The following is a 22092-nucleotide window of genomic DNA, read 5'->3' as shown; positions in this document are numbered from 1 at the left end:
TATTCCTTCCTTATTGGTAGGGGTTGCGTCCGCTGCGGTAATCGTCTACAAGCATTCGGGCGAGGTCTGCCTTGCTCTGCAGGGCTTTCAGCACCTTTTCGTCAACCGTGCCTTTGGCGGCAAGATAGATGTAAGTACAGTTCTTACGCTGACCGACGCGGTGGATTCGGGCCTTTGCCTGCTCAAAGTTCGCCATGTTGTAATCCAGCGAGTAGAAAACCATTGTGCTGGCGGCCGTGAGCGTGATTCCAAGTCCTGCCGTCGCAATCTGACCGACGAAAACCTGAACATCGGGGTCATTCTGGAATCGGGCAACCTGCTCTTCACGGTCTTTTACGCCGCCCATAATGCAGGAGTAACCGATTCCGAGTTTGCCGAGTATGGCGCAGATGGCTTTTATCTCAGGTATGAACCTTGCGATAACCACCAGTTTCTTGCCTTCCTGCTGTGCTGTGTCAATGATGTCAGACAGGGCGTTCAACTTTGCACGGCTGATGTTCTGCGGTGTGCCGCCGTCATCGTCCCCGATGAACCCGCCCGTAAGCTGCGATAGCCGGAGCAGACGGGTGAGAATATTGGTGGCGGTGATTTCTTTGTCGCCAAGTTCCGCGTAGCTTTCCTTGACGAGGTCTCGATAGACCTTTGCTGCCGAGGATTCCAGTTCCACGGAGCGAATAACATCAATCGTTTCCGGTAGGTCGAGGCACTCGGATTTGGTGGCACGGAATGCGATACTGTGCAGTTTCGCCGTCAGTTCTGGTTCCATTGACCGCTTAAGCATAGGCGTGTGATTGCCGTACCCGACCATATCGAAGTAGCGGTTCCTGAACGAGTAAAAGCTGTTCCCGAAGATGGTGGGATTCAGGTACTTGTATTGGCTGAATACATCGATGGCTTTGTTCGTGATAATCGTCCCTGTCAGTAACAACCGGTACTTGGCTCCCATTCCGAGCCGGTGCATCGCTTTGGATGCCGAAATGTTATGGGTCTTAATCTTGTGCCCCTCGTCAGCGATGATTAGGTCGGGTTTCCATGCGGCGATTTCCTTTTCGAGTCGCCATGCGGATTCATAGTTCACGACTGCAACTTGAAGTCCCGCCCCATTCAGGCCACCCAGCGTTTCCGATTTCTTTGAACCGGTGCCGCTTAGGACGGCGAGATTGTAGTCAAAGTCAGCGAACTTCTCAAATTCCTCCTGCCAGACCCCAAGGATGGACAACGGGGCTACGACAAGCACTCTGCGGACTCTACCGTCCAGATACAACCGCCCAGTTATGGCGACGGAAGTTATTGTTTTGCCTGTCCCCATTTCCATAAGCAGTGCATACCCTCGGCTTCGGTCGTTGTTGAATGACTCCAATGCTGACAGATACGCCCTGCGTTGGTGTTCAAACGGCTTTGCTCGAATTGGCATTGTTACAATGTTCATAGGCTTTTAGCCTCCCTTGCGTACTTTTCTCGTGTTGCCGGAGCACCGAACGCGGCGAGCATTTCCGTCAGCACCTTTCGTTGAGAAGACTCGTCAGTCTTGTCCAACAGGGAGATAATTACGGATTCCTGCTCACGACTGAATATGTTTCTGTGGGGATGGTACCAATCTGCCACTTTCACACAACCGCCGTTGCCGCGCACGGTATCAAGGGGGTAATCGACCGTGAGGATGGTGATGTCGGTGCGTATGGTTCGGGCTGTTACGCCGAGTTCACGGGCAAGACGCGTCATTGTTTCACGCCTTCTTGCCACGAGAATCCGCATAATTTCGGTTCTGCGCTCGATTGCTGTCACGGTCGATTCGCCTCCTTTCCTTCCGGCTCGTCCTTATCGTAGAGGTCAAATAGGAAGGGTAATTTCCTATTTGAGAAACTTCTTATCAGAAATTTTCACGGAGCGCACACTCGCTCTGTTTGTCGATTTACGCCAAGTCGTGATTTTTTGAGCCTTGCAAAGGCGATACGACACGAACTGAAGCTGAAATTACAGATTGTTGTTGATTTTTGAATAATTGTGTGTTACAATATATGGTGTATTTTTATATCTATTTGGAGAAGCCTGACGAACCCCGTCAGAATCCTCCGAAAGACCGCTAATCAAAAATCCTCTCCCCGTGTCCTACGAGAAGAGGATACAAAAAAACGAATAACAAAGAGTTCCAGCGGAATTCCTATAAAATTCACACTAAATTCCAAGAGGGGGTGAACGCGTGTCCACGGAAAGCCTGTGTTTGCGGACGTTTGCGGAAGCGGTCAGAAACCGCATGAACAAGAAGTCCGTCATAAAATTCCTTGACCCAGAGACTAAATTTTCAGTTTTGGGCGATGAAGAACGGGACGCTACCGGCGTTTTCGTGTTTTACTCGCTCCTCTTGGATTCGCTTTCTTACGCTGCAAAGGTGGACAGCGTGGTTGGCGTCCCCGATATCTCAAAAACGCAGACTACTTACCTTAAAAGCGGGCAGTCTCCCGTTCCCGACAAGTTCATCGAGATAGCGCAGAGACCATCCGCTGTCGCTGATGTGTCATCCTGTTTTGCCATTAACCTTGTCCCAAACATCCCGAGGGGTGATCTGAGCATCGTACTTGATGCGGTACTTGCTATCACTCAAAACGACGATTCCATTGGCAAGACCAAGCAGAAGGCGTTAAGGGTAGCTCGCAAAGAAAAAGCCCCTGCCGATTTTTTGGCAGAGGCATTTATACTTGCAGTCCGTGTTGGCAAGAACAAGATAGAATTTTCGATGGAAGCGACTGACGAGATTGCACCGCTGATAAAAAACATAGACGACATTCAGTCAAAACTGAATACCCTTCCGAAGGTTGAACCGCTCACCCCGCCTGAAACGCCTGCTGACCATGAACGCCGGTACATATCCGCACTGTACGATGCTTATGACGATGCGACTAAAGACGGGACATTGCCAAGTGACGATATCTCACAGCACCCGAAATATGATAAAGACCTTAAGCAGCGCAGGATAGAATATTTCGCCGCAGAAGCGGTACGGCGCGGCACAAGGGAGAATTTCCGCAACAACGACCCGGACAACCTATTCACGGCTCTGATGACCGAAACTTTGAACAGCGTTTCCGATGTCCACGCAATGGACTATACGCACGGCTTTGAGCGGTTGCTGTTTGTGATGCGACACGCTACTACCCTGCGGCTTGAGAACTGCATACTCGGGCGCATTCCCGAATGGGTCGGCGCAAGCCAGAAAAAGGGCGTATGCCATATGCTCGTGAATGATGGGCAAATCAAAGGTTGGGTGGATGATGAATAATGTTTTCAATACATCCTTTGAGGTTTCGCTCCGTATCTTGTTTACGCTTGAGGTTGCCGGCGGTAAAATGTCAGCGGATTTGATTGCGGTCTCCGACTTCATTACCATCTACGGTCGGGACTTCGGAATCTCCTGCGAAAACCTTCACGGCGACAACAGCTATCGGTTCGGGGAGTTCGGCATCCGGCGGGAACTGGTTAAGGAAGCGGTCAAGTCGCTGGTGCTGGATGCCTTGATAAATGCCGAAAGCACCAAGGACGGATTTGTTTACTCTATTCACCAACGCGGCATGGATTACGCCGCAAAGTTTGAAAACGATTATGCGCAGCGGTATCGCGAATTGTCCGCCAAGGTAAAAGATTATCTGACCGGGCTTTCGGAAAGAGAGTCGTTGCGGAGGATAAATGAGCGTTCGATAGCGTCGTTGCAACGGAGGGACTTGAATGGCTGACTTCTACTTTAAGAAACTGACCATAACCGGCGCAGGGAAAGAGCCGTCGTTTGTTGAGTTCCAAGAAGGGCTTAACATCGTGTTCGGACCCTCCGATACAGGCAAGAGCTATATCATCGAGTGCATCGACTATCTTTTTGGCGCAGATAAGATTCGCTTTGACCAGACGACCGGCTACGACACCTTCAAACTTCTTGTTGGTTCAGGTAAAGGTGATGTGACGATTGAGCGGAAGTACGGCAAACCGAATCTCACCGTGAGCAGCAGGCACTCCGACATCGACTCCGGCGAATATACTGCCAGTTGGCGCAAAGGGAGCAAGAAAGACGACATCAGCGATGTGTGGTTACGACTTATGGGCATTGCTGAGAACCATATGATTATAAAGAACAGCAGACGGGACAAGATTCGCCTGACGCTTCGGTTGTTCTCGCATATGTTTCTAATTAAGGAAACATCGATTTTGCAAGAAGGCTCTATCATCACCCCTGTTCAAAAGACCGTGGAACCCGCAGCATTCTCCTCGCTCTACTTCCTTATCACGGGAGAAGACTTTGCTGATTCCACAGCAAAAGAGGAAAAGAAAATCCGTGAGGCAAAGAAGAAGGCAGTCATAGCATATATGAACGCGCAGTTATCCGAATATGCCGAAAAGAAAGCTAAGCTCGCCGAACTGCCCGCCGGTGACGAAGAATTCCTTCAAGCAGAAATTGAACGGATGATTGAGGAATTAGAAGACACGGAGCGGCAGATAGCAAGTGCCATGAATCGGAGCAAATCCCTGATGGCTGAAATGTATGCCCTAAGCGGCGAATTGTCGGAAAGCAACACTCTCCGCGCAAGTTATCAGGAGCTTCGGACGCAGTATTATGGCGACATTCAGCGTCTTGGTAATATCGTAGACGGCGAATGTCACCGGCACGACCTTGAAGGTAACGCTACCTGCCCGTTCTGCGAAGGAAAGATTGATCCGCACAAGGAAGAGTCGTATACTGAAGCCTCGCAAGCCGAATTAACGAAAATCCGGCTTCTTCTGGAAGATTTGCAACTCGCCGATAACGACCTCGCGGCAAAGCAAGACGGTATCAATCAGCGAATTGCGGAATTGTCCGCCGAACGCTTAGGGGTTGAAGACCTTCTCAACTCACAGTTGAAACCGAAGGTTGCAATTATAAAACAGGCATTGGTCGGATACCGCTACGCCATAGAAATTCGCAAGGAAACTTCTGTCATCGGGGATATGGAGGGCAGCATACAGCAAGCTTTATTCAAAGCGATGACCGAGGAAGAACCGATTGACAGCGACTTCAAAATCAAGAGCCATTACGACGCGACCTTTTTCAAGTGGCTAAATGACAGACTGGACACGCTTTTGAGAGCGGTAAAATATGAGAAGTATAGTTCTGTCCATGTCGATACGAGCAACTTCGATATGGTCGTGAATGGTCAGGACAAGATGATTCACGGCAAAGGTTATCGAGCATTCCAGAACACGATTATGGCTCTTGCCCTTGCCGAATTCCTTTCCCAAAAAGGCACCTATGCGCCCTCAATGCTGATAATCGACTCGCCGATTCAGTCGTTAGAGGAAGGCGTGGACGACAGGACGCCCGACACGATGAAGATTGGATTGTTCCAGTATCTTTTGGAAAGTTCGGCACTCAGGCAGGTAATTATCATCGAGAATAAAATACCGCCGACGCTGGATTACTCCACAGCAAAATTGATTGAGTTCACCAAAGGCAAAAAGCCCGGTCGATACGGGTTGCTGAACGGCGTGCAATCTTAAAAAGACGGAGGCAAAGATAAATGAGAAAAGATAATATCGACAATCTCGAAGAATGGAAGCCAATGGCTGCGATTGAGAAGTATCTCAGCGTGAGCCGTGAAACCGTCCTGCAGTATATCAACAAGAAGGATATGCCAGCGCACAAACTCGGACGGCAGTGGCGGTTTAAGATTTCCGAGATAGACGAATGGCTGAGGTCAGGCGCGGCGGCTGAAAAAGAAGATACTGACCCAAAAGAACTAAACGGGGGACTTCGTGATGGAGATTGAAATCGGCAAATTTACTCTCGAATCGCTAACAACTGGTATGTACAGCGAGCCAGAGTCGTGCTATCGAGAGTATATTCAGAATGCGGTCGATTCACTTGATACTGCGCTTGCAGAAGGTTTAATGCAGGCGGAGGACTTCCGTATTGAGATTATCGTTGATGGCTCAAGGCAGGAAATCAGTATCCGAGACAATGGGACAGGCATTAAGAAAGATTTAGTTCGGAAGACACTGCTCGATATCGGCAATTCAACCAAGCTACATACAACTAATCGCGGTTTCCGCGGTATCGGTCGTCTTGGCGGTCTTTCGTATTGCAAAAAACTCAGTTTCTGTACCACGGTGTTAGGCGAAAACGAAAAGACGCTCATTTCTTTTGATTGTGAGGAGCTGAAAGCCCTTTTAGTACCGGGGCAAAGCACGGAACACAATCTTCAGAGTGTTATTGAAGCCGTCACCGATGTTAAGGTTTTGCAGGAACAATCCTCGGCGCACTACTTCATCGTTAAGATGGAGGGAGTCGATGACATTTCCTCGCTCTTGGATTTGGAAACGGTTAGAGATTATATCTCGCAGGTTGCCCCTATACCTTTCAGAGATAGGTTCTACTGGGGTCGAGAAATAAAAAAAGAGTTAGCGGAGAACGGAATAACCATTGCGGAATACCCCGTGTTCATCGGCGACTCCTTTGAGTCGCTTTCGCAAGTTTACAAGCCCTATAAGGCGACCTATGAGGCGAACTCCCGTGCGGGTGTATCGAAAGATGAAATCCTCAGCCTTTCCTTCTTTCGCATAAACGATGGCAGCCAGCAGATGATGGCTTACGGTTGGTACGCCAATACAGATTTTTCAGGAACGCTGGTAGACGAGCGTATTTCCGGGGTCAGGGTACGTCAAGGCAATATTCTCATCGGTGACGAGCGCACCCTCGCCCCTTATTACAAAGAAAGCAGGTTCAACGGCTGGGCGGTTGGCGAGGTTTATGTTGTTTCCCCTAACCTGATTCCTAACGCCCGACGCGACGATTTTGAGAAGAACACCTCTTTCTCAGAGTTTACCATTGGTTTGAGGGATACAATCGGCACGGAGATAACCGACAAAATCCGAGCGGCGTCCAAGGTTAGAAACAACCCGATGCAAAAGACGATTAAAAAGGTCGAACGAGATGTTGCCAAGGTTGAGGAAGTCCTCACAACGGGTTTTCATTCATCTGCCGAAAAGGAGCAGGTAGCAGCAGGACTTGCCGCGACAAGACGCAACCTTTACGCTATTCCAAAAAACGCCCCTGTTGAAGTCGTAGAGCAGAAAACGGCACTGATGGAACGGCTCACTACACTTGTGGATGAAGTAGATGAGTCGACGAACTTCAGGGTAAAGAGGGACATCCCGTCCAACTTTTCAAAGGCAGAGAAAAAGGTCGTTCAGGCGATGATGGAGGTATTATCACGCAATTTTGAGCGCACGACCGTTGATAGCCTGTACCGTGAATTCTTAGAGGAACTGAAGTCAGGAGGTAAAAAATAATGCTCCAAGTCTATCCCGAAAAAAGCGAGCAGTTAGAACTATCGGTTGATGAGAAGTCATTCCTGCGGACAGTCGAGCGGGCTTTCTCTGACGAGGAGATGGCTTATTTTGTGTTACATATTAATCCTCGAAGGAAAGATGTCGGAGACGGTAAGCAACCAGAACTGTTCAACCTACTGCTCGTGGAAAAAGGGATACTCTTATTTAGGTTTATAGATGTGCAAAATGAGGCGGTCGCGCAAATGACTTTAAAGGCGCTTGGCAATCCTGTCGTATACCAAACGTTAATTAGTGATATTGCCAAACGCCTTGAAGAGAGTCGCTATCTAACCGATGAAAGTGGCAAGTTGCGTTTTGCACTGAATGTGTGCTTCGTGCTACCAAGATTTGAAGCGGCACAAATTTGTGACACATTTAATGATGATGAAATAGAATTTTGCCATGACCATGTCCTTTTCAACGATACTATCAAACAGATAAGAAAAAGTGGAGCCGAGAGCATTAAGAATTATCTTGGTGTTGGTGACGCACTTCAAGAAGACTTCGTAAATAATGTGTTCCAACGGCTTTGCCCCGAAATAACAATACCTCGCAAGTACATTTTAGATGAGAATGGTATTGTCGCGGGGATGGATGGAGCGATGGACACTTCGGATAGAGCCGTCCAATCTTATAGGCTGGATAGCAAGCAGATTGATATTATCAACAAAATTGCAAAGGGAAATCAACTTATCCTCGCTTGTGCAGGCAGCGGTAAAAGTGTCTTGCTTATTTCAAAGTGCTTCAAATTGGCGAGTCTTAATCCGAGCGAGGAGTTCCTTATTACCTGCTACAACAGAAACCTAAACAATTACTACCAGTGGGCTATAGCACAAGCAGGGTTCTCAGATCGAAATGTTCGTTGCTCTACATTTTTCGGTTTATGCAGAACATTGTTAGAAAGCAATGGTCTACCCGTGCCGTCTTCATACAGAGCAAACGGAGACGTCTTCGATAGAATATTTGAAGCCGCCAATAATGCTTTAGCACAAGGTAGAATCAAAGAACGCTTTTGCGGTATTTTCATTGACGAAGTGCAGATATTCCGACCTGAATGGTATAGGTTCTGTTTCAATTTGCTCAAGAGCAAGAATGCGGATGACCATTTTTTTGTAATCGCTGGGGACAAGTCACAAGACATCAAGAATAATATAAGACATGGAAAAGCACCATGGCAGGGTGGCGGCAAAGCCTACCCAGAATACAGAGGTAAAACGCTTCCGATTGAAACAAACTATCGGAATTCAAAGCCGATAAACGATGCGATTGACCATTATGTAGAAGCCGCAAAACGCCTCGGTCTTGGTTTGGGCGTTGACCTTACCTCTGATCCTGAATTGTTCTTGCGTGGCACCGCTTACAGACATGGAAGTGCGCCGTCTCTGATTGAACTCTCAGACCTAAGCAACCAAGGTGAAGCAAATGCTATTGGAGATGCAATCAAGCATCTCATTGTAGACAAAGGTCTCAGCGAGGTCGATATTGCCATAGTCCTTTTCAACGAGAACGCAAAATATATCACAAAGGGATGGCAGACGCACTATTACAAACTTTGGCCATATATACTCCAATATTTCCATGCTAATGGGTGGGAACCGCCAGCTTTTCTGAAACAAGGACAATCAGAAGGGGTAACTTACGGTTCGCGTCGCGGGGTAACAGCCGTAACTATTGAAGGTTCTCTCGGACTTGATTTTCGAGCAGTAGTCTTGGCTGGGTTGCGTCCGCTTGGAACGCATGAAAAGGTTCGTGTTCTAAGTGAGTTTGCTTCTGCAACGGCAGAGCAATTACCCGATAAACTCGAAGCGTTTAAGAAGAATATTAACTTTATTTATACAGCTTGCACTCGTGCGAAAGATGAACTAACAATTATCCTATCAGCCCCACGCGGGGAGTCCATCTATATGGATTTGCTTAGAGATTCAATGGGAGGTGCGGAAATACAGTGACTACATACGACGATAAAACAAAAGGAGCAATAGCGTCAGGCAGACGATTTATCTTGCCTTTGTTCAAGCCGTGCGATGAAGCAACATTCAAAGCCAGTTACATTGTTGCTTCGGATATCAAATGCGACGGAAAGATAACCGCCCTCTTTGACTTGATAGTTTTGGGAACCATTGAAGCCTCCGAAGTAGATGTCAAGGGCAGGTTTGTATGTCTTGGTAAGTGCGATGTAAGCGGCACGATTCTTGTTCAGAACGAAATCTGGGCAAATGATGTCCGTGCAAAAAGCATTGAAACGAACGATAGGATTTTCGCTCAGGAAATCGACGCAGAGACTATTACCGCTGAAGGAAACATCGTTGTTGGCAAAATACTCGCCGTTGAAAAGATTGCCAAAAGCGAAAAAAACATCCTGTGCGGAGAGACGGCTTATGGCGCAGGCAAAGTTGCCGCAAATACAATTATTACCGGTGAACCGCTTGACTTGGACGATGGAGAAGAGGCGGTCATATCGCCCAGCATATATACACCAAGTGCCTCGCATACGCAATCTGTTGCTTATTCCGATACATCTGAGCCAACCGACTTGATTGCATATGGCGAAAAGGAGTATGCCTCGCTCGGAAATTTCAGAGGGTACTTGGATTATCTGATTTCAGTCACTTGCGATGACGAAAGTAAGGACAAATATTCACACTGGAGAAGCGTATTAGAAGAAGCTGAAAGAGTCTGCCAAAGCGGAATCGGTGCTTATACGAATATCGCCTTGCTGATATGGCTGACTGAAATAACAATGTCGTCATTTTTCAAGAACTGGGACAAGATAACCGACCTATTCGATGCCTTTGAAAAACACTTCAAGTACTTGGTGGAAGGTTCCGGTGATTCTATAACTTGCTCAATTGAGAGTTATGGCGATTGGTTAGAAGCCTTATCGGTTTTAAGCAGCTTAGGGGCTTTGATCGATAGCAATGTATCTCGCACAGCCTTCGAGATGGTTGTGTCCAATCTCGGTTTAAAAGGAAAGTTCGTTTCCGACAGGCTTGATGAAAAGGGGTGGAAGATAAATGGCTAATAATAGAGAAGTTTTGGCAAGTAACATCATTGACAGATTCGTCGCTGCGGTATCTGGGACTGACAAAGATCAATGGCTATTCAATAGCCCTGAAGATCGTATCTATGTCGGCAAACTGTCGCCGCAAAGCGCGGAGGACAGCTTTTCGTCGAGCGTCCTGATTAAGCAAATCAGCGTTGACTTCCGTATCCCCAAAAAGAATATAGGCACTGCTGCATTGCAGATTTATCCGCAGGGCAATTTCTTCTTTAGAGTGTTGCCGACTCTCGACCAGCAGCAGGAATTCTTCAGGAAGAACTTTATATCCACATTCACCGAATCCCAGTTTGCAGAATTTCCTGCACTTGCTGAGGCGTTCAGCACCGGCAAGCTAACCGCAGAGATGCAAGCCCACAAGGTTCAGCTTTTGCCAGTTTACGAGAAAATTGCCATCGACAGGGATAAAGCCTTCGTCGAAGTTAAAATTGCGGACATCTACAACCCAAAGTTTGATTGCGGAAGTGTGCCGACAGATTCTCCGTTTTATGAAGCGATTAAGCGACAGGTGGAGGCTCTTTGCGCTGAGGCGAAAGCTCGCCCAAATATTATGCCGTGTCAGTTCAGAGACAAACTCAAAATTGACGACTTGCTAACGGATGAGGCTTGGCAGGCGTATATCAAGAAGCAACAAACTCGTGAGGAATTTGATATGTTCCTCCGCTTCGACTACTCTCTTAGCGTTGACTTGAAAGGTAGCGGTGACCACCTCAATGTGACTGTTGCTCTCAGCAACGAGACACCTTGGGGAGACGAAAGTGCGGGCTTTGGGCAGTCTGCCGCAAAAACAGATAAATATCGAATAGGTACCCTATTCAATTCGGGCATCAAAGTTAAATGCTTTGACACGGAATTTGTCCCGATTGAACTGGACTATTTTGCTGATGACTACAAGTATGACAGATTCGTTTACGCGTTGGGGAACAACTGCAATGTGTTATACGATAAGGACAACATCGAGATACAGACAACCCATGTGCCGTACTTCATTCAGCACCGCTTAAAGACTAATGATAAAATGGCAATAAAGTTTGAAGACCTGATTACTGATCCTGTCAAGACACTCAAAAACATTCACACGGAGATGCAGAAAGAACTGGGACGTTGGGAAGCTGACTTTAACGGACGGCACAGTTCTCTCACGGCGAATGGTGTGCGGCAGTTCAATAATGAGATTGCTGCATTTAAGTTGGAAATGACGAGATTTGCTACTGGCATTGAATTGCTCAGCAAACACAATATGCTCGGCGATGCCTTCCGCTATATGAACCAAGCCTTCAGAGATTCCGCCAAAAGCAAGGGCTATGACAGCTGGCGTCTGTTTCAAGTTGTCTTTATCGTTTCGTTGATTCTCGATGTTGTGGCACACGAGCAAGACTTAATGCTCGATGACGACATCAAAAGCAAAGCTAAAACGGATGATGTTGATATCCTCTATTTCCCGACTGGCGGTGGTAAAACAGAGGCGTTCTTAGGCATTCTCGTTTTCAATCTATTCTTTGACCGTTTGCGTGGCAAGAACTATGGTGTCACTGCGATGTTGAAGTACCCACTCCGTTTGCTGTCTGTACAACAGGTTCAGCGCGTTGCCAACATTCTTGCTGCTGCCGAGGTAATCCGCCAAACAAAGGGACTCGGCGGTAGCTCGTTTAGCCTTGGATATTATGTTGGTGATGGCAATACGCCAAATAACATCGATAAAGACCTTCAAAGGAGGCTACTTGAATTCTCTCCGGATGAGTTGGACGGGAAATACCGTCTGGTCGATGTTTGCCCGTTCTGCGGGCAGGAGAACGTTCACGTGGTTTATGATGCCGATGCCAATTCGCTGAAGCACATTTGCAGCAATTCGGAGTGTGCCTCACAGGGCGTTATTCCGCTTTATATGGTAGATAACGATATATACAGATATTTGCCGTCTGTAATCATTTCTACCGTAGATAAGATGACGGCGCTTGGATTCAACTCGAACTTTCACAACTTTCTTTTTGGAGCGGAGTTCGAATGCCCTAAGCACGGGTTTACTTCAAAGACAAAATGTCTGGTCTACGGTTGCCAATGCGACCCCGCTGATTTCAAAAAAGTATCGATGAAAGACCCCGCACCAACTCTAATGATACAGGACGAGTTGCACCTCATACGTGAGTCGTTAGGTGCTTATGACGCTCATTACGAAACCTTGATTGAATATTTCATCAAGAATCTGTCGGGATGCAATCGAGGTATAAAGGTAATCGGGGCAACCGCTACAATTTCTGCTTACGCTGAACAAGCCAAGCATTTATATTGGAAAGGTGCAATTCGCTTCCCGGCCACTTCTCCATACCTTGACCATAACTTCTACTCGTTCATTGACAAGAATGACATTGGCAGAATCATTGTCGGATATGCGCCATTCGGCAAGGCAATCGTGAACAGCGTTGCTTACTCGCTGCAATATCTGAAACGAGTGGTCTGGAATCTTTATACCAATCCGCAAGAAGTCCTTGCTTTTGACGGCATTGATATAGCAGGAACAGAAGAGGAGCAGATAACTGAGGTTAAGCGTTTATTTGAGGAATACTGGATAATCCTTGAGTATAACAATGTCAAACTCGAAAGTAACCGAGTGCTTCAGGCATTGGAAGACCCTATCAATACCGAACTCATTGATGAAGGTGTTGAGCCCCTAACTGCCAAGAAAATGACAGGTGACGATACATTCCAAGAGGTCAGGGCTACGCTTTCAACCATTGAACACGCCGAGAGCATGATTGACGGTATCGACTTCAATATGATTGCCGCCACCAGTATGATTTCTCACGGCGTGGACGCCGACAGGTTCAACCTGATGCTTTTCTATGGTATACCTGGCAATACGGCTGAATACATTCAGGCTTACTCGCGTGTCGGCAGAAAGCATACTGGTGTGGTCATCGACATTATGCGCCCCTCACGGGAGAAAGACCAGAGCTACCTTAAGAATTTCATTAAGTTCCATGAGTACAAAGACATCCTTGTAGACTCGGTTTCAATTAACCGCTGGGCGACGAAAGCGGTGGAGCACACTTTGCCTGGAGTTATTTCAAGTCTGATTCTCAATCATTACCTATATCTGCTGAAATACGAAACGGGTATGAGTGATGTCAGCAAGTATTCGAACTTAAAGGCGGCATTGCTCGCAGACAAGATTACGGCGGCAGAATTAAAGAAACACGCCTACGGCGTTTACAAATGTTCCGATGATGATAGCGCAGTCGGGAAGCTCTATCAGCAGACAATTGACAGATTGATTGACCAGTTGGTTGATGATTTGAAAAACGGCTCCTTTGACGGGAACGCTTACATTACCGAAGTCTTCAATCATTGCTATTTCAAAGTTATGTTGAGCCTTCGTGACACCGACAAACAACTCATCGTTGAGATGAGATAGGAGGGAAATGAGATGCCATCTAACAAGAATACAATGAGCCGTGGGGTTCGCCAAGCCTTGTATAAGTATTTACCCGGTAGTTGGGTGGACTTTACCCAAAGCGGCGGAGGTGTCACCTATGCCGTTCACGTTGACCGTTGGAACAGCGTTCATCTGACAGGCATCAATAATAAGCGGTTACTCCGCATAGTGAATCAGCGTGTAAGCGAGTTCAAAAGCGGGAGTCCAGACGGAGCTGCGTCCGTTGTTAACTTTTCGTCGGTCATCAACGAGGAAAACTACTATGTACTGACCCCAAAGATCAGCGAACAAGAACGAGCTATTGTTACATCGGTTAAGCCGTGGGTATTTGTCTGCAACTCGTGTGGGCGAGTGCGGCAATATTATAGCTACGATGAATTCAAACGCCGCGAATATGAGCCGTGTGATGTATGTGGAAAGCATATGACCCAACTAAGGATGATTCGCTTTTGCAAGTGCGGATATGCAGACGGAATCTTCGTGCCTAAATGCCAAAACAAAGAACACGGTACAAAATATATGACCCGTCGCGGGAGCGGTATTGATTTCGTTTGTAAAAAATGTGGACAAAAGGCTAACCTGCCGTTCTATTGTCCTGACTGCAAGTCAAAACTTGATATCAAACCAGCGCTTGATTCATCACACTATTTCCCTTTCACCCTTTCCCTTATCGACCTTCTCGATAAGCGGAAAGATGTGTTCTTGGATAATGAAGAAGAAAGCCGTGGCGAAAAAGTAGTTATTGGTCAATATTTAGGTTTGATACCTCAAGAGGAATACACCGGAATCATTGCTAAGGGGAATGTCACCCAAGAAGACGAGTTCGAAACAGCCCTGCAAAAAGAAGCGGAAAATCTGCGGCTTGGCGGCTTGGATGAAGCCACCATTGCTATGGTACTGGATGCCAAGCGACGGTCAAACCCAAGTGGGAAGATTTTTGAAGCCATCGAGAGGGTCGGGCAAGGTCTTTCGGTCGTTAGTACTGATGACATCAAACCTATTGCCGAGGAGATTCTTGAATACGACGAACTTGTTAACGCCAAGGTCGTCCTATCCCTTGAGGCTGCCGAAAGCGATGCTGAAATTGTCAATGATGGTATCAAGCCTGATTATGTTGGCATTTCCAAGACATTGGGATTTTCCAATGTGCAAATCTGCTCTGGCGTCCCCATCGTCTTTGCGGCTTATGGCTATACCCGCAAAGAACGCGAATGTCAGGAAGGAGTTAAGCTACACGGTTTTCCGCAGGAGATGGAAAAGAAGAATATATACGCAACCCGCCTTGAAACTGAAGGTGTATTGTTTGAACTTGACCGCCGCAGAGTTCTGAACTGGTTGCTGGACAATAAATTGATTCAGAATGAAGACTTACCGCAGGATATGAGCGACTACGGCATCAAGATGTGGTTCTTAGACAGAGTTCGCCTTGACCGCATTACTCCGTTTACACCAATCGATGAAATCGATACCTATGGGTTAATTACGAAAAGGGTTTATACCCTAATACACAGTATCTCCCACGCCTTGATAAATGAGGCATCGGAGATATGCGGCTTGGACAAGAGTTCACTTTCGGAATACATTCTGCCAAACATCCCCGCCGTATTTGTTTATTGCTCGAATTCGCAGGGGTTCAATATGGGCGCATTGTACAGTGCGTTCCAGTCGCATTTTGACCGTTGGCTGAAACATGCAAAGGAACGCTCAAAGAAGTGTATCTTTGACCCAATTTGCATCGATAAAGAAAAGGCTTGTGCTGGATGTCTGTTCTTAAACGAGGTTTCGTGTCAGCACTTTAACAAAGATTTAGACCGAGGCTTCCTCTGCGGATATTTCGATAAGCAGAAGCAAGAGAAGCTGACTGGTTTCTGGGAGGACTGATTATGGCTATCATGCACCCCGCTCAAATACCCGAAGTTTACCACGCCTACTCTGAGGTGAAGTTTTTCAACGCTTGCAAAGAGCAGTTGTCGGATAAGTACCACGTTTTCTATTCGGTCAGGTGGTACTCCACAAACAATGGTATCAGAGAGGACAGCGAGTGCGACTTTTTGATTTTCAACCCCGACTACGGGTTTCTTTGCGTGGAGGTTAAAGGCGGCACGGGAATGCGGATTGAGGACGGTGTATGGTATCTGGTTGACCACGACGGCGAACGCAAGCTGAAGCGTTCTCCGTATGACCAAGCTGAACAGAGTATGCGCTTCTTTAAGAAGTATTACGAGGACGAGGTCGAGGCACAGTTTTCAGGTGTCTATGGGTGCGCAGTGGCATACCCTAACTACTCAATCAACTCGCCTATTTCTGTCGGCTCGCCAATGGAAACAACCATTGACCTTTCGGCAATGAATGAGCTGCAAAAACGTGTGACGGAGATTTTCCGTTTCTTTCGGAATCAACGACGTGGTGCGACATCATTTTTGTCGCCTGACGCCCAAAAGAAGTTTACTAACGTGGTCAACAAGCGCATTGCCCTGTCTATTTCAGCGGGTGCGCTAATTCAGGATAAAGAGCGTGAACTGCTCGAAATCAACCGTACTCAGGACACAGTTATTGACTTGTTGGCACACTATCCCAAAGCATTTATTGTCGGCGGTGCCGGAACGGGTAAAACGTGGATTGGAATCAAAAAAATCATTCGCTGCGTGCAAGGTGGTGGTAGGGCATTATATCTTTGCTACAACAAAGCATTAGCTGAAAATGTGGCAGCAATTATTGACGACAGCCGTGCCGACTCCCACAACATTGACTCTTTTGCGTATTCAATTCTCAGGGATAAAGTCGCAACCGCACCTGAGCAGAATGGGTGCAAGGAATACAGCAACCTCATCGGCGACTTACCGAACCTGCAAAGATATGACTTGCTGGTTGTTGACGAGGGACAAGACTTTACCGAGGATTGGGCTTTTTGCGCCAACTTAATGGTAAAAGATAATGGTTCTCTCTATGTGTTCTACGATGAGAGTCAAAACATATTCAAACGGAATTTTGGTGAAAAGTTCTTTATTGACGAACCACCATTTGTGCTTCGCTATAACATCAGGAACACTGCGAACATCTACCGGTATGCCCAAGAGCAGACAAACTTAGGACTGGATACTATCGCCAATCAGATTGAGGGCGTTGAACCTGATTGTCGAAAGTTCACCCGGAAGGCACAAGCCGTGGCATTCATTGATTCTGTTATAAACAAGTTGGTTAATAGAGAGGGCGTCGCTCCTCAGAAGATAGTTATCTTGAGCAATCGAAAGAAGGAAAACTCTATCCTGAGTGAAACCGTCATTGTCGGCGGGCATAACCTCAGTAGTGAGCGTGTTTTGCCTGACACAGATTCAATAGCTTACAGAACGATACAGGGGTTCAAAGGACTTGAATCGGATGTCGTTGTTTATATAAACCATACATACAAGAACGAGCCGAAAACCGATAGCGTCCGTGCAACCCTCTACACGGCACAAACGCGGGCGAGATTTTATCTATATGTATTGGATTTCGAAGAAACTGGGAGGACTTAATGTCATGGAGGACATTCTACTAATAGAGCCAAATTACGCAAATAAATATCCGCCTTTGGGGTTGATGAAAATTTCAACCTTCCACAAGCGGTTAGGTGACTGCGTAGTATTTGCAAAAGGAAAACTGCCGGATGAACTGGCAGAAAAAAAATGGGACAGGGTCTATGTTACGACGCTGTTTACTTTCGAATGGGAAAAAACCAAAAAGAGCATTGAGTATGCTCTCACAGTTGTTAAAGACCTGCATATGGTATTCGTTGGCGGTATTATGGCCACTCTTATGCCCGAACTGTTTATGGAGACTTTCCCGACAATTAAACTCATTGAAGGGTTGCTTAATCGTGACGGAACGCTTGGCTTGCGCGATGAAAAATGCATTGATCGCCTAACACCAGACTACGACATTCTGGATGATGTCGATTATAAATACCCGGCTACCGACGCTTACTTCCTCTACATGACACGCGGTTGCGGAATGAGGTGCCAGTTCTGTGCCGTGCAAACCCTTGAGCCTGAGTATGTGCCTTATCTCTCAATCCGCAAGCAGATTGCCGAGGTGGATAGACTTTTCGGAGCAAAACGCTACTTGCTCCTGATGGACAATAATGTGCTGCGCTCGAATCAATTCGACCACATTATTGACGAACTGATAGAACTGGGCTTTGGAAAAGGTTGCACCTACCCAAGCCCGCACACTGGGAAACCCCTCCGACGCTACATTGACTTTAACCAAGGGTTAGATGCCAAACTGTTGAACGAGCATAAAGCGCAGCGGCTCGGTGAGTTGGCGATTAGTCCTGCCCGCATAGCGTTTGACCATATTGAGGACGAGGAGCAGTATAAAAGAGCGTTGGAACTCTGTGCCAAGAACGACATTAAGTATTTGTCGAACTACATCCTTTATAATGGTGAAGATTTTACGGGCAAGGGTCAGCATTACTCCGCTGATACACCGCGGGATTTGTTCAACCGCATGAAGATTTCAATGGACTTCTGCGATGAACTAAACGCTAAATATGGAAACGACGGGAGGGTGCATATCTTCTCTTTCCCGATGAAATATATACCGCTCAACGCTATAGATAGGTCTTTTGTCGGTACGCACTGGAATAAAAAATACCTCCGTGCCGTGCAGCGGATGCTGATTCCAACGCAGGGCAAAGGTGTATCCACCCGCTCGTTCTTTGAAGCGGACTTTGGCACCACTGCAGAGGAGTTTATAGAAAACCTCGCTATGCCGGAAGACCTTCTCGGACTTCGCGGACACTTTGTAGAGCGCAATAACGAATCTAAAGAAGACAGAAAAAAACGCTATGCCCAGTGGAAGGTAAACCACGGTCGGATTGACGAATGGACAAGGCTTTACCGTTCTTTGGGTGACGACTACATAAGCTATGTGGAACTCATCAAAGATAATGATTTCTCAATGGACAACTACGGTCGAGCAAACACTCCAACGCTCCGCAAGATGTTCATTTACAATTTGTCTTATCTGAGCATTTTGAGGAACATTGAAGGGCTGGGTGCTGATATGCTCACTTACATTAAGGTTGAGTTCCCCTTGCTGTATGGCGAACTGTTGAGGTATGTAATCCATTCGGCACACACCCAATTCTCTTGTCTCAAGGGGATGCTTACGCTCCAAGGAACGGTTTTTATCACCGATGTTATCCGAGCTTTTATTGAGGAGCCTTATCTGACCACAAATGTCTTTGACGCTTTGTACAAGGCGCAAAAGGATTTGAAAAAGGTTGTGTTAGACACCCGCAGCCTTGATATCGCTTTGCGGTATAGGACGGCAAATGCCATATCAGATACTGAGTTGAAAAATATAATGCGGCTGGGGCTTGAATGTGACGAGAAGAAAATTGAAGCTCGTCTATACCAAAAGTCAAAGCAGCTGAGAGAAACCTTACGAGAGCAAAACGAAGATGAAATCGCAGGTGAAGTCATACTCGATAAAATCGAGGAAATCATTGCCCTACTACAGAAAGTTTATAGAAAGGAGGTCAAGTAAAGTGGAAATCACGATAGGAAAATTCACACTCGAAACCCTAACTTCAGGTATGTACGAGCGACCGAAAGACATATACCGCGAGTACATTCAGAATGCCGTCGATTCCATTGATATTGCCGTGTCTGAAAAGCTGGTGAAAGCGGATAAAGCTCGAATTGACCTCGTAATCGACAAAGAGAGGCAGTCTATACGGATATCCGATAACGGCACTGGTATAGGCGTTGATTACGCTGGCAAGTATCTGTTGGATATTGGCCATTCTCCAAAAAGGTTTACAAATGCGCGAGGCTTTCGAGGAATCGGGCGTTTGGCGGGGTTGGCATATTGCCACACCCTAATTTTCGAGACCTCCGCCGCCGGTGAAGACAAGCGGACGGTTATTGAATTTGATGCCCACACTCTTTGTGAGCGAATGCTCAACGAAAATATCGATATTGACTTGCTCTCGCTTATCTCCGATGTGGTGACGGTCAAGGTCGAACGAGAAGCACGGACAAAGCACTACTTCAATGTCGTAATGACGGGGGTTGAAGATACTGACGGCATATTGGATGTGGACAGAGTTCAGGAATACCTTGAGCAAGTTGCACCGGTTGACTTCGATAGAACTTTCGGTTGGGGTAGGATTATCAAGTCCAAACTGAAGGTTTATGGCTTCACGTCATCAAGCTATAATATTTTTGTGGGCGACGGAAAAACAAGCACTCCCGTTATGAAGGCGTACCGTGACACCGTAATCTCAGACCGCCTCCGAAAACTCGAGGATAATATCTCTGAAGTTGAAACCAAGGTTTTTAGCTACGAAGGTGAAATCGTAGCCTACCTTTGGTATGCGAGAACGAGTTTTTATGGCACCCTGCAAGACGAGGCAATTAAAGGGCTTCGTGTGAGAAAAGGCAATATTCTTATCGGGGACAAAACCACTTTGAATCACGTGTTTAAAGACGAGCGGTTTAATGGGTGGCTGCTCGGTGAACTTCACATTCTTTCTGACAGGTTAATACCCAATGCACGCCGCGATGAGATGGAGAAGAACGCCGCCTATTCCGCAATGATTTCTGAATTGAGGACTTGGGCTGACGAAATTTCTGCTGATATAAGAAAAACATCCAACCAACGGAGTTCAGATAAGAAGGCACAGCGCATAATTGAATTCGCCCAAAATGAAACCACGCCCGATACCGAATCCGCGACCACTGTTGTTATGCCAGAGGTAACCCTGATATCCAAAGCCGAAACGGAGCAAGTGAATCACACAGAACTGGTGGCGGCTCTCGATATTCTGATTGGCGCGCAAAAATCAAACACAAAATACAAGGCTTTGAACTTACAGACAAACATCACCATAGAGCAGAAGAAAGTTTTGGAGCGGGTGTTCGATATTCTCTGTGTAGACGAAAGCCAACAATCAAATGAGCTAATCACGAAAATCATCAAGGAGTTTGTTCCAAATACTGTGGTGTTTGAGCGATGAATGATGAAAACAGAGATAAGAAATATTTTGTTCGAAGAAACAATTATTGCGGGAGGATAATATGACAAAAAAAGAATTTCTTGACGCAATAGAAACAAACTATCCATGTGAGGCATTAGACGAGAAAGAAGGTCTTCAATTATTTATTGATGGCTTTTTCGGAGATGTTACCGTTACCGTTAACTACAATGGCACATTCGATTTAAACATCGCCGTTTTCGATGAAAATTGCGATATGCACTACGAGCTTGATATGCAGATTTTTTCTGCCATTACAACACTTTCATATTACAAAAGCGTTGTAAATCTATTGGAAAACAAAGTTGTCACAAATTATAGGCTTGTTAAACAACAAGATGACGACGTAAGCTGTATGTGTATACATAATGTTGGTTATTGTTGTGATAAATTCGACTTTGATTTTGTTAAACGTGTTTGCGAAATACTCTCTGAAAATGATATTGATGTGTTTTACAAATACAATGAGGCTTTACTCGAATTAGTCTTTAAAGACAATGATTACAAAGATAATAGTAATTTTAAGTTGGATGGCGATAGGCTGATGTCCGAACAGGGTAATGCTATGATATTTACAAACGACATAGGAACAGCACTTCCAACCGCTCGTTTTGAGGAATTTATCGAGGCTAATGATATCTACATTGGTATTAATTACGCTATATTTAAAAGCTCTCAATCGGATAAAATAGCTGTTATTGACAGCAAATATATCAAACAATTCATAAAAATCGCAGAAAAATATGAGAGCCTCGAGAGTTCTAACATAAAATATTATAGCGACTTCTCGCATTTGGTTTATGTTGAGATTGAAAGATTGAAATTTTTGGAAGTGATGGTCAGAATAAATGAAGTATCTTTCATAAATGAGTATGAGTTTCTATCAAAGCAGATACATGAGTTGAAAAGAATTGCGCCAAATATACCAATAAAAACAAGCTATGATTTCTCTTCTTTATCAGCCGAAGAATTTGAAATGCTTTGTTTTGATTTGTTGAATAGTATCGGATATTTAGATGTTAAATGTGTGGGAAAAACAAATGCGCCCGATGGAGGAATAGACATTTTGGCAGATGAAGAATATAGAAGATTACAAAAAACGGAGCGGAGCAAGTGGATATTTCAATGCAAACATAGCAAAAAGAGTTTAGATAGAAAAGAAGTGTCAGAAATCGAAGATTTGATGAAAGAACATAATGCAGAAGGTTATGGGCTGTTCTGTTCAAATAG

15 protein-coding genes are annotated in these 22092 nt (G+C 46.0%); 13 read left to right on the top strand and 2 right to left on the bottom strand.

The genetic code is table 11. The annotated features are described in order from the left end of the window. Positions 1 to 10: 10 nt before the first annotated feature. Together AC6I5A_RS03590 and AC6I5A_RS03585 are read right to left on the bottom strand one after the other, a co-directional pair. Positions 11 to 1429 (bottom strand): DEAD/DEAH box helicase, encoded by a 1419-nt coding sequence (locus AC6I5A_RS03590; RefSeq protein ID WP_497900465.1) that lies wholly within the window; start codon positions 1427 to 1429, stop codon positions 11 to 13. After that, complete coding sequence (locus AC6I5A_RS03585; RefSeq protein ID WP_052167872.1) at positions 1426 to 1785, bottom strand: HTH domain-containing protein; 360 nt, start codon at positions 1783 to 1785, stop codon at positions 1426 to 1428. The genes AC6I5A_RS03590 and AC6I5A_RS03585 overlap by 4 nt, the downstream gene beginning before the upstream one ends. A gap of 415 nt (positions 1786 to 2200) precedes the next feature. On the opposite strand from AC6I5A_RS03585, the gene AC6I5A_RS03580 reads away from it, so the two are divergent. The 13 genes from AC6I5A_RS03580 to AC6I5A_RS03520 form a co-directional block, all read left to right on the top strand. Next, complete coding sequence (locus AC6I5A_RS03580; protein ID WP_052167871.1) at positions 2201 to 3277, top strand: ABC-three component system protein; 1077 nt, start codon at positions 2201 to 2203, stop codon at positions 3275 to 3277. After that, the gene (locus AC6I5A_RS03575; RefSeq protein WP_497900464.1) at positions 3267 to 3728 is read left to right on the top strand and encodes an ABC-three component system middle component 2; all 462 of its coding nucleotides are present in this window, start codon (positions 3267 to 3269) and stop codon (positions 3726 to 3728) included. Before AC6I5A_RS03580 ends, AC6I5A_RS03575 begins: the two co-directional genes overlap by 11 nt. After that, positions 3721 to 5517, top strand: coding sequence for an AAA family ATPase (locus tag AC6I5A_RS03570; protein ID WP_034611736.1), 1797 nt, complete (start codon positions 3721 to 3723; stop codon positions 5515 to 5517). The genes AC6I5A_RS03575 and AC6I5A_RS03570 overlap by 8 nt, the downstream gene beginning before the upstream one ends. Positions 5518 to 5537: 20 nt before the next feature. Beyond that, entirely contained in the window at positions 5538 to 5786 is a 249-nt protein-coding gene (locus AC6I5A_RS03565; protein WP_034611734.1) for a helix-turn-helix domain-containing protein, read from the top strand. After that, positions 5776 to 7308, top strand: a complete 1533-nt coding sequence (locus AC6I5A_RS03560) for an ATP-binding protein (protein WP_034611733.1) — start codon at positions 5776 to 5778, stop codon at positions 7306 to 7308. The genes AC6I5A_RS03565 and AC6I5A_RS03560 overlap by 11 nt, the downstream gene beginning before the upstream one ends. Continuing rightward, positions 7308 to 9296 (top strand): DEAD/DEAH box helicase, encoded by a 1989-nt coding sequence (locus AC6I5A_RS03555; RefSeq protein ID WP_034611731.1) that lies wholly within the window; start codon positions 7308 to 7310, stop codon positions 9294 to 9296. Before AC6I5A_RS03560 ends, AC6I5A_RS03555 begins: the two co-directional genes overlap by 1 nt. Continuing rightward, on the top strand, positions 9293 to 10369 hold the full coding sequence (locus AC6I5A_RS03550) for a hypothetical protein (protein ID WP_034611729.1): 1077 nt from the start codon (positions 9293 to 9295) through the stop codon (positions 10367 to 10369). Before AC6I5A_RS03555 ends, AC6I5A_RS03550 begins: the two co-directional genes overlap by 4 nt. Next, positions 10362 to 13817: a helicase-related protein gene (locus tag AC6I5A_RS03545; RefSeq protein WP_034611727.1), complete on the top strand. Its 3456-nt coding sequence runs from the start codon at positions 10362 to 10364 to the stop codon at positions 13815 to 13817. The genes AC6I5A_RS03550 and AC6I5A_RS03545 overlap by 8 nt, the downstream gene beginning before the upstream one ends. Positions 13818 to 13829: 12 nt before the next feature. Then, a complete protein-coding gene (locus tag AC6I5A_RS03540; RefSeq protein WP_034611726.1) occupies positions 13830 to 15719 on the top strand; it encodes a DUF1998 domain-containing protein in 1890 nt (629 codons plus the stop codon). A gap of 2 nt (positions 15720 to 15721) precedes the next feature. Continuing rightward, positions 15722 to 17353: a nuclease-related domain-containing DEAD/DEAH box helicase gene (locus AC6I5A_RS03535; RefSeq protein WP_034611724.1), complete on the top strand. Its 1632-nt coding sequence runs from the start codon at positions 15722 to 15724 to the stop codon at positions 17351 to 17353. A gap of 4 nt (positions 17354 to 17357) precedes the next feature. Continuing rightward, on the top strand, positions 17358 to 19370 hold the full coding sequence (locus AC6I5A_RS03530; RefSeq protein ID WP_052167870.1) for a hypothetical protein: 2013 nt from the start codon (positions 17358 to 17360) through the stop codon (positions 19368 to 19370). A gap of 1 nt (position 19371) precedes the next feature. Further along, complete coding sequence (locus AC6I5A_RS03525; protein ID WP_052167869.1) at positions 19372 to 20844, top strand: ATP-binding protein; 1473 nt, start codon at positions 19372 to 19374, stop codon at positions 20842 to 20844. Positions 20845 to 20905: 61 nt separating this feature from the next. Next, positions 20906 to 22092, top strand: a 1187-nt coding sequence (locus AC6I5A_RS03520; RefSeq protein WP_034611722.1) for a restriction endonuclease, incomplete at its 3' end; no start/stop codon positions are given.

The organism is Desulfosporosinus sp. Tol-M2 (assembly GCF_059735615.1).
The sequence above is the reverse complement of the archived record's forward strand: the minus strand, read 5'-3'. Positions and strand labels throughout refer to the sequence as shown.

What these genes read in the sequence shown, in the direction of transcription:
- AC6I5A_RS03590 (WP_497900465.1), bottom strand. Translation starts at nt 1,429, where the DNA reads ATGAACATTGTAACAATGCCAATTCGAGCAAAGCCGTTTGAACACCAA.
- AC6I5A_RS03575 (WP_497900464.1), top strand. Translation starts at nt 3,267, where the DNA reads ATGATGAATAATGTTTTCAATACATCCTTTGAGGTTTCGCTCCGTATC.
- AC6I5A_RS03570 (WP_034611736.1), top strand. Translation starts at nt 3,721, where the DNA reads ATGGCTGACTTCTACTTTAAGAAACTGACCATAACCGGCGCAGGGAAA.
- AC6I5A_RS03565 (WP_034611734.1), top strand. Translation starts at nt 5,538, where the DNA reads ATGAGAAAAGATAATATCGACAATCTCGAAGAATGGAAGCCAATGGCT.
- AC6I5A_RS03560 (WP_034611733.1), top strand. Translation starts at nt 5,776, where the DNA reads ATGGAGATTGAAATCGGCAAATTTACTCTCGAATCGCTAACAACTGGT.
- AC6I5A_RS03555 (WP_034611731.1), top strand. Translation starts at nt 7,308, where the DNA reads ATGCTCCAAGTCTATCCCGAAAAAAGCGAGCAGTTAGAACTATCGGTT.
- AC6I5A_RS03545 (WP_034611727.1), top strand. Translation starts at nt 10,362, where the DNA reads ATGGCTAATAATAGAGAAGTTTTGGCAAGTAACATCATTGACAGATTC.
- AC6I5A_RS03540 (WP_034611726.1), top strand. Translation starts at nt 13,830, where the DNA reads ATGCCATCTAACAAGAATACAATGAGCCGTGGGGTTCGCCAAGCCTTG.
- AC6I5A_RS03535 (WP_034611724.1), top strand. Translation starts at nt 15,722, where the DNA reads ATGGCTATCATGCACCCCGCTCAAATACCCGAAGTTTACCACGCCTAC.
- AC6I5A_RS03530 (WP_052167870.1), top strand. Translation starts at nt 17,358, where the DNA reads ATGGAGGACATTCTACTAATAGAGCCAAATTACGCAAATAAATATCCG.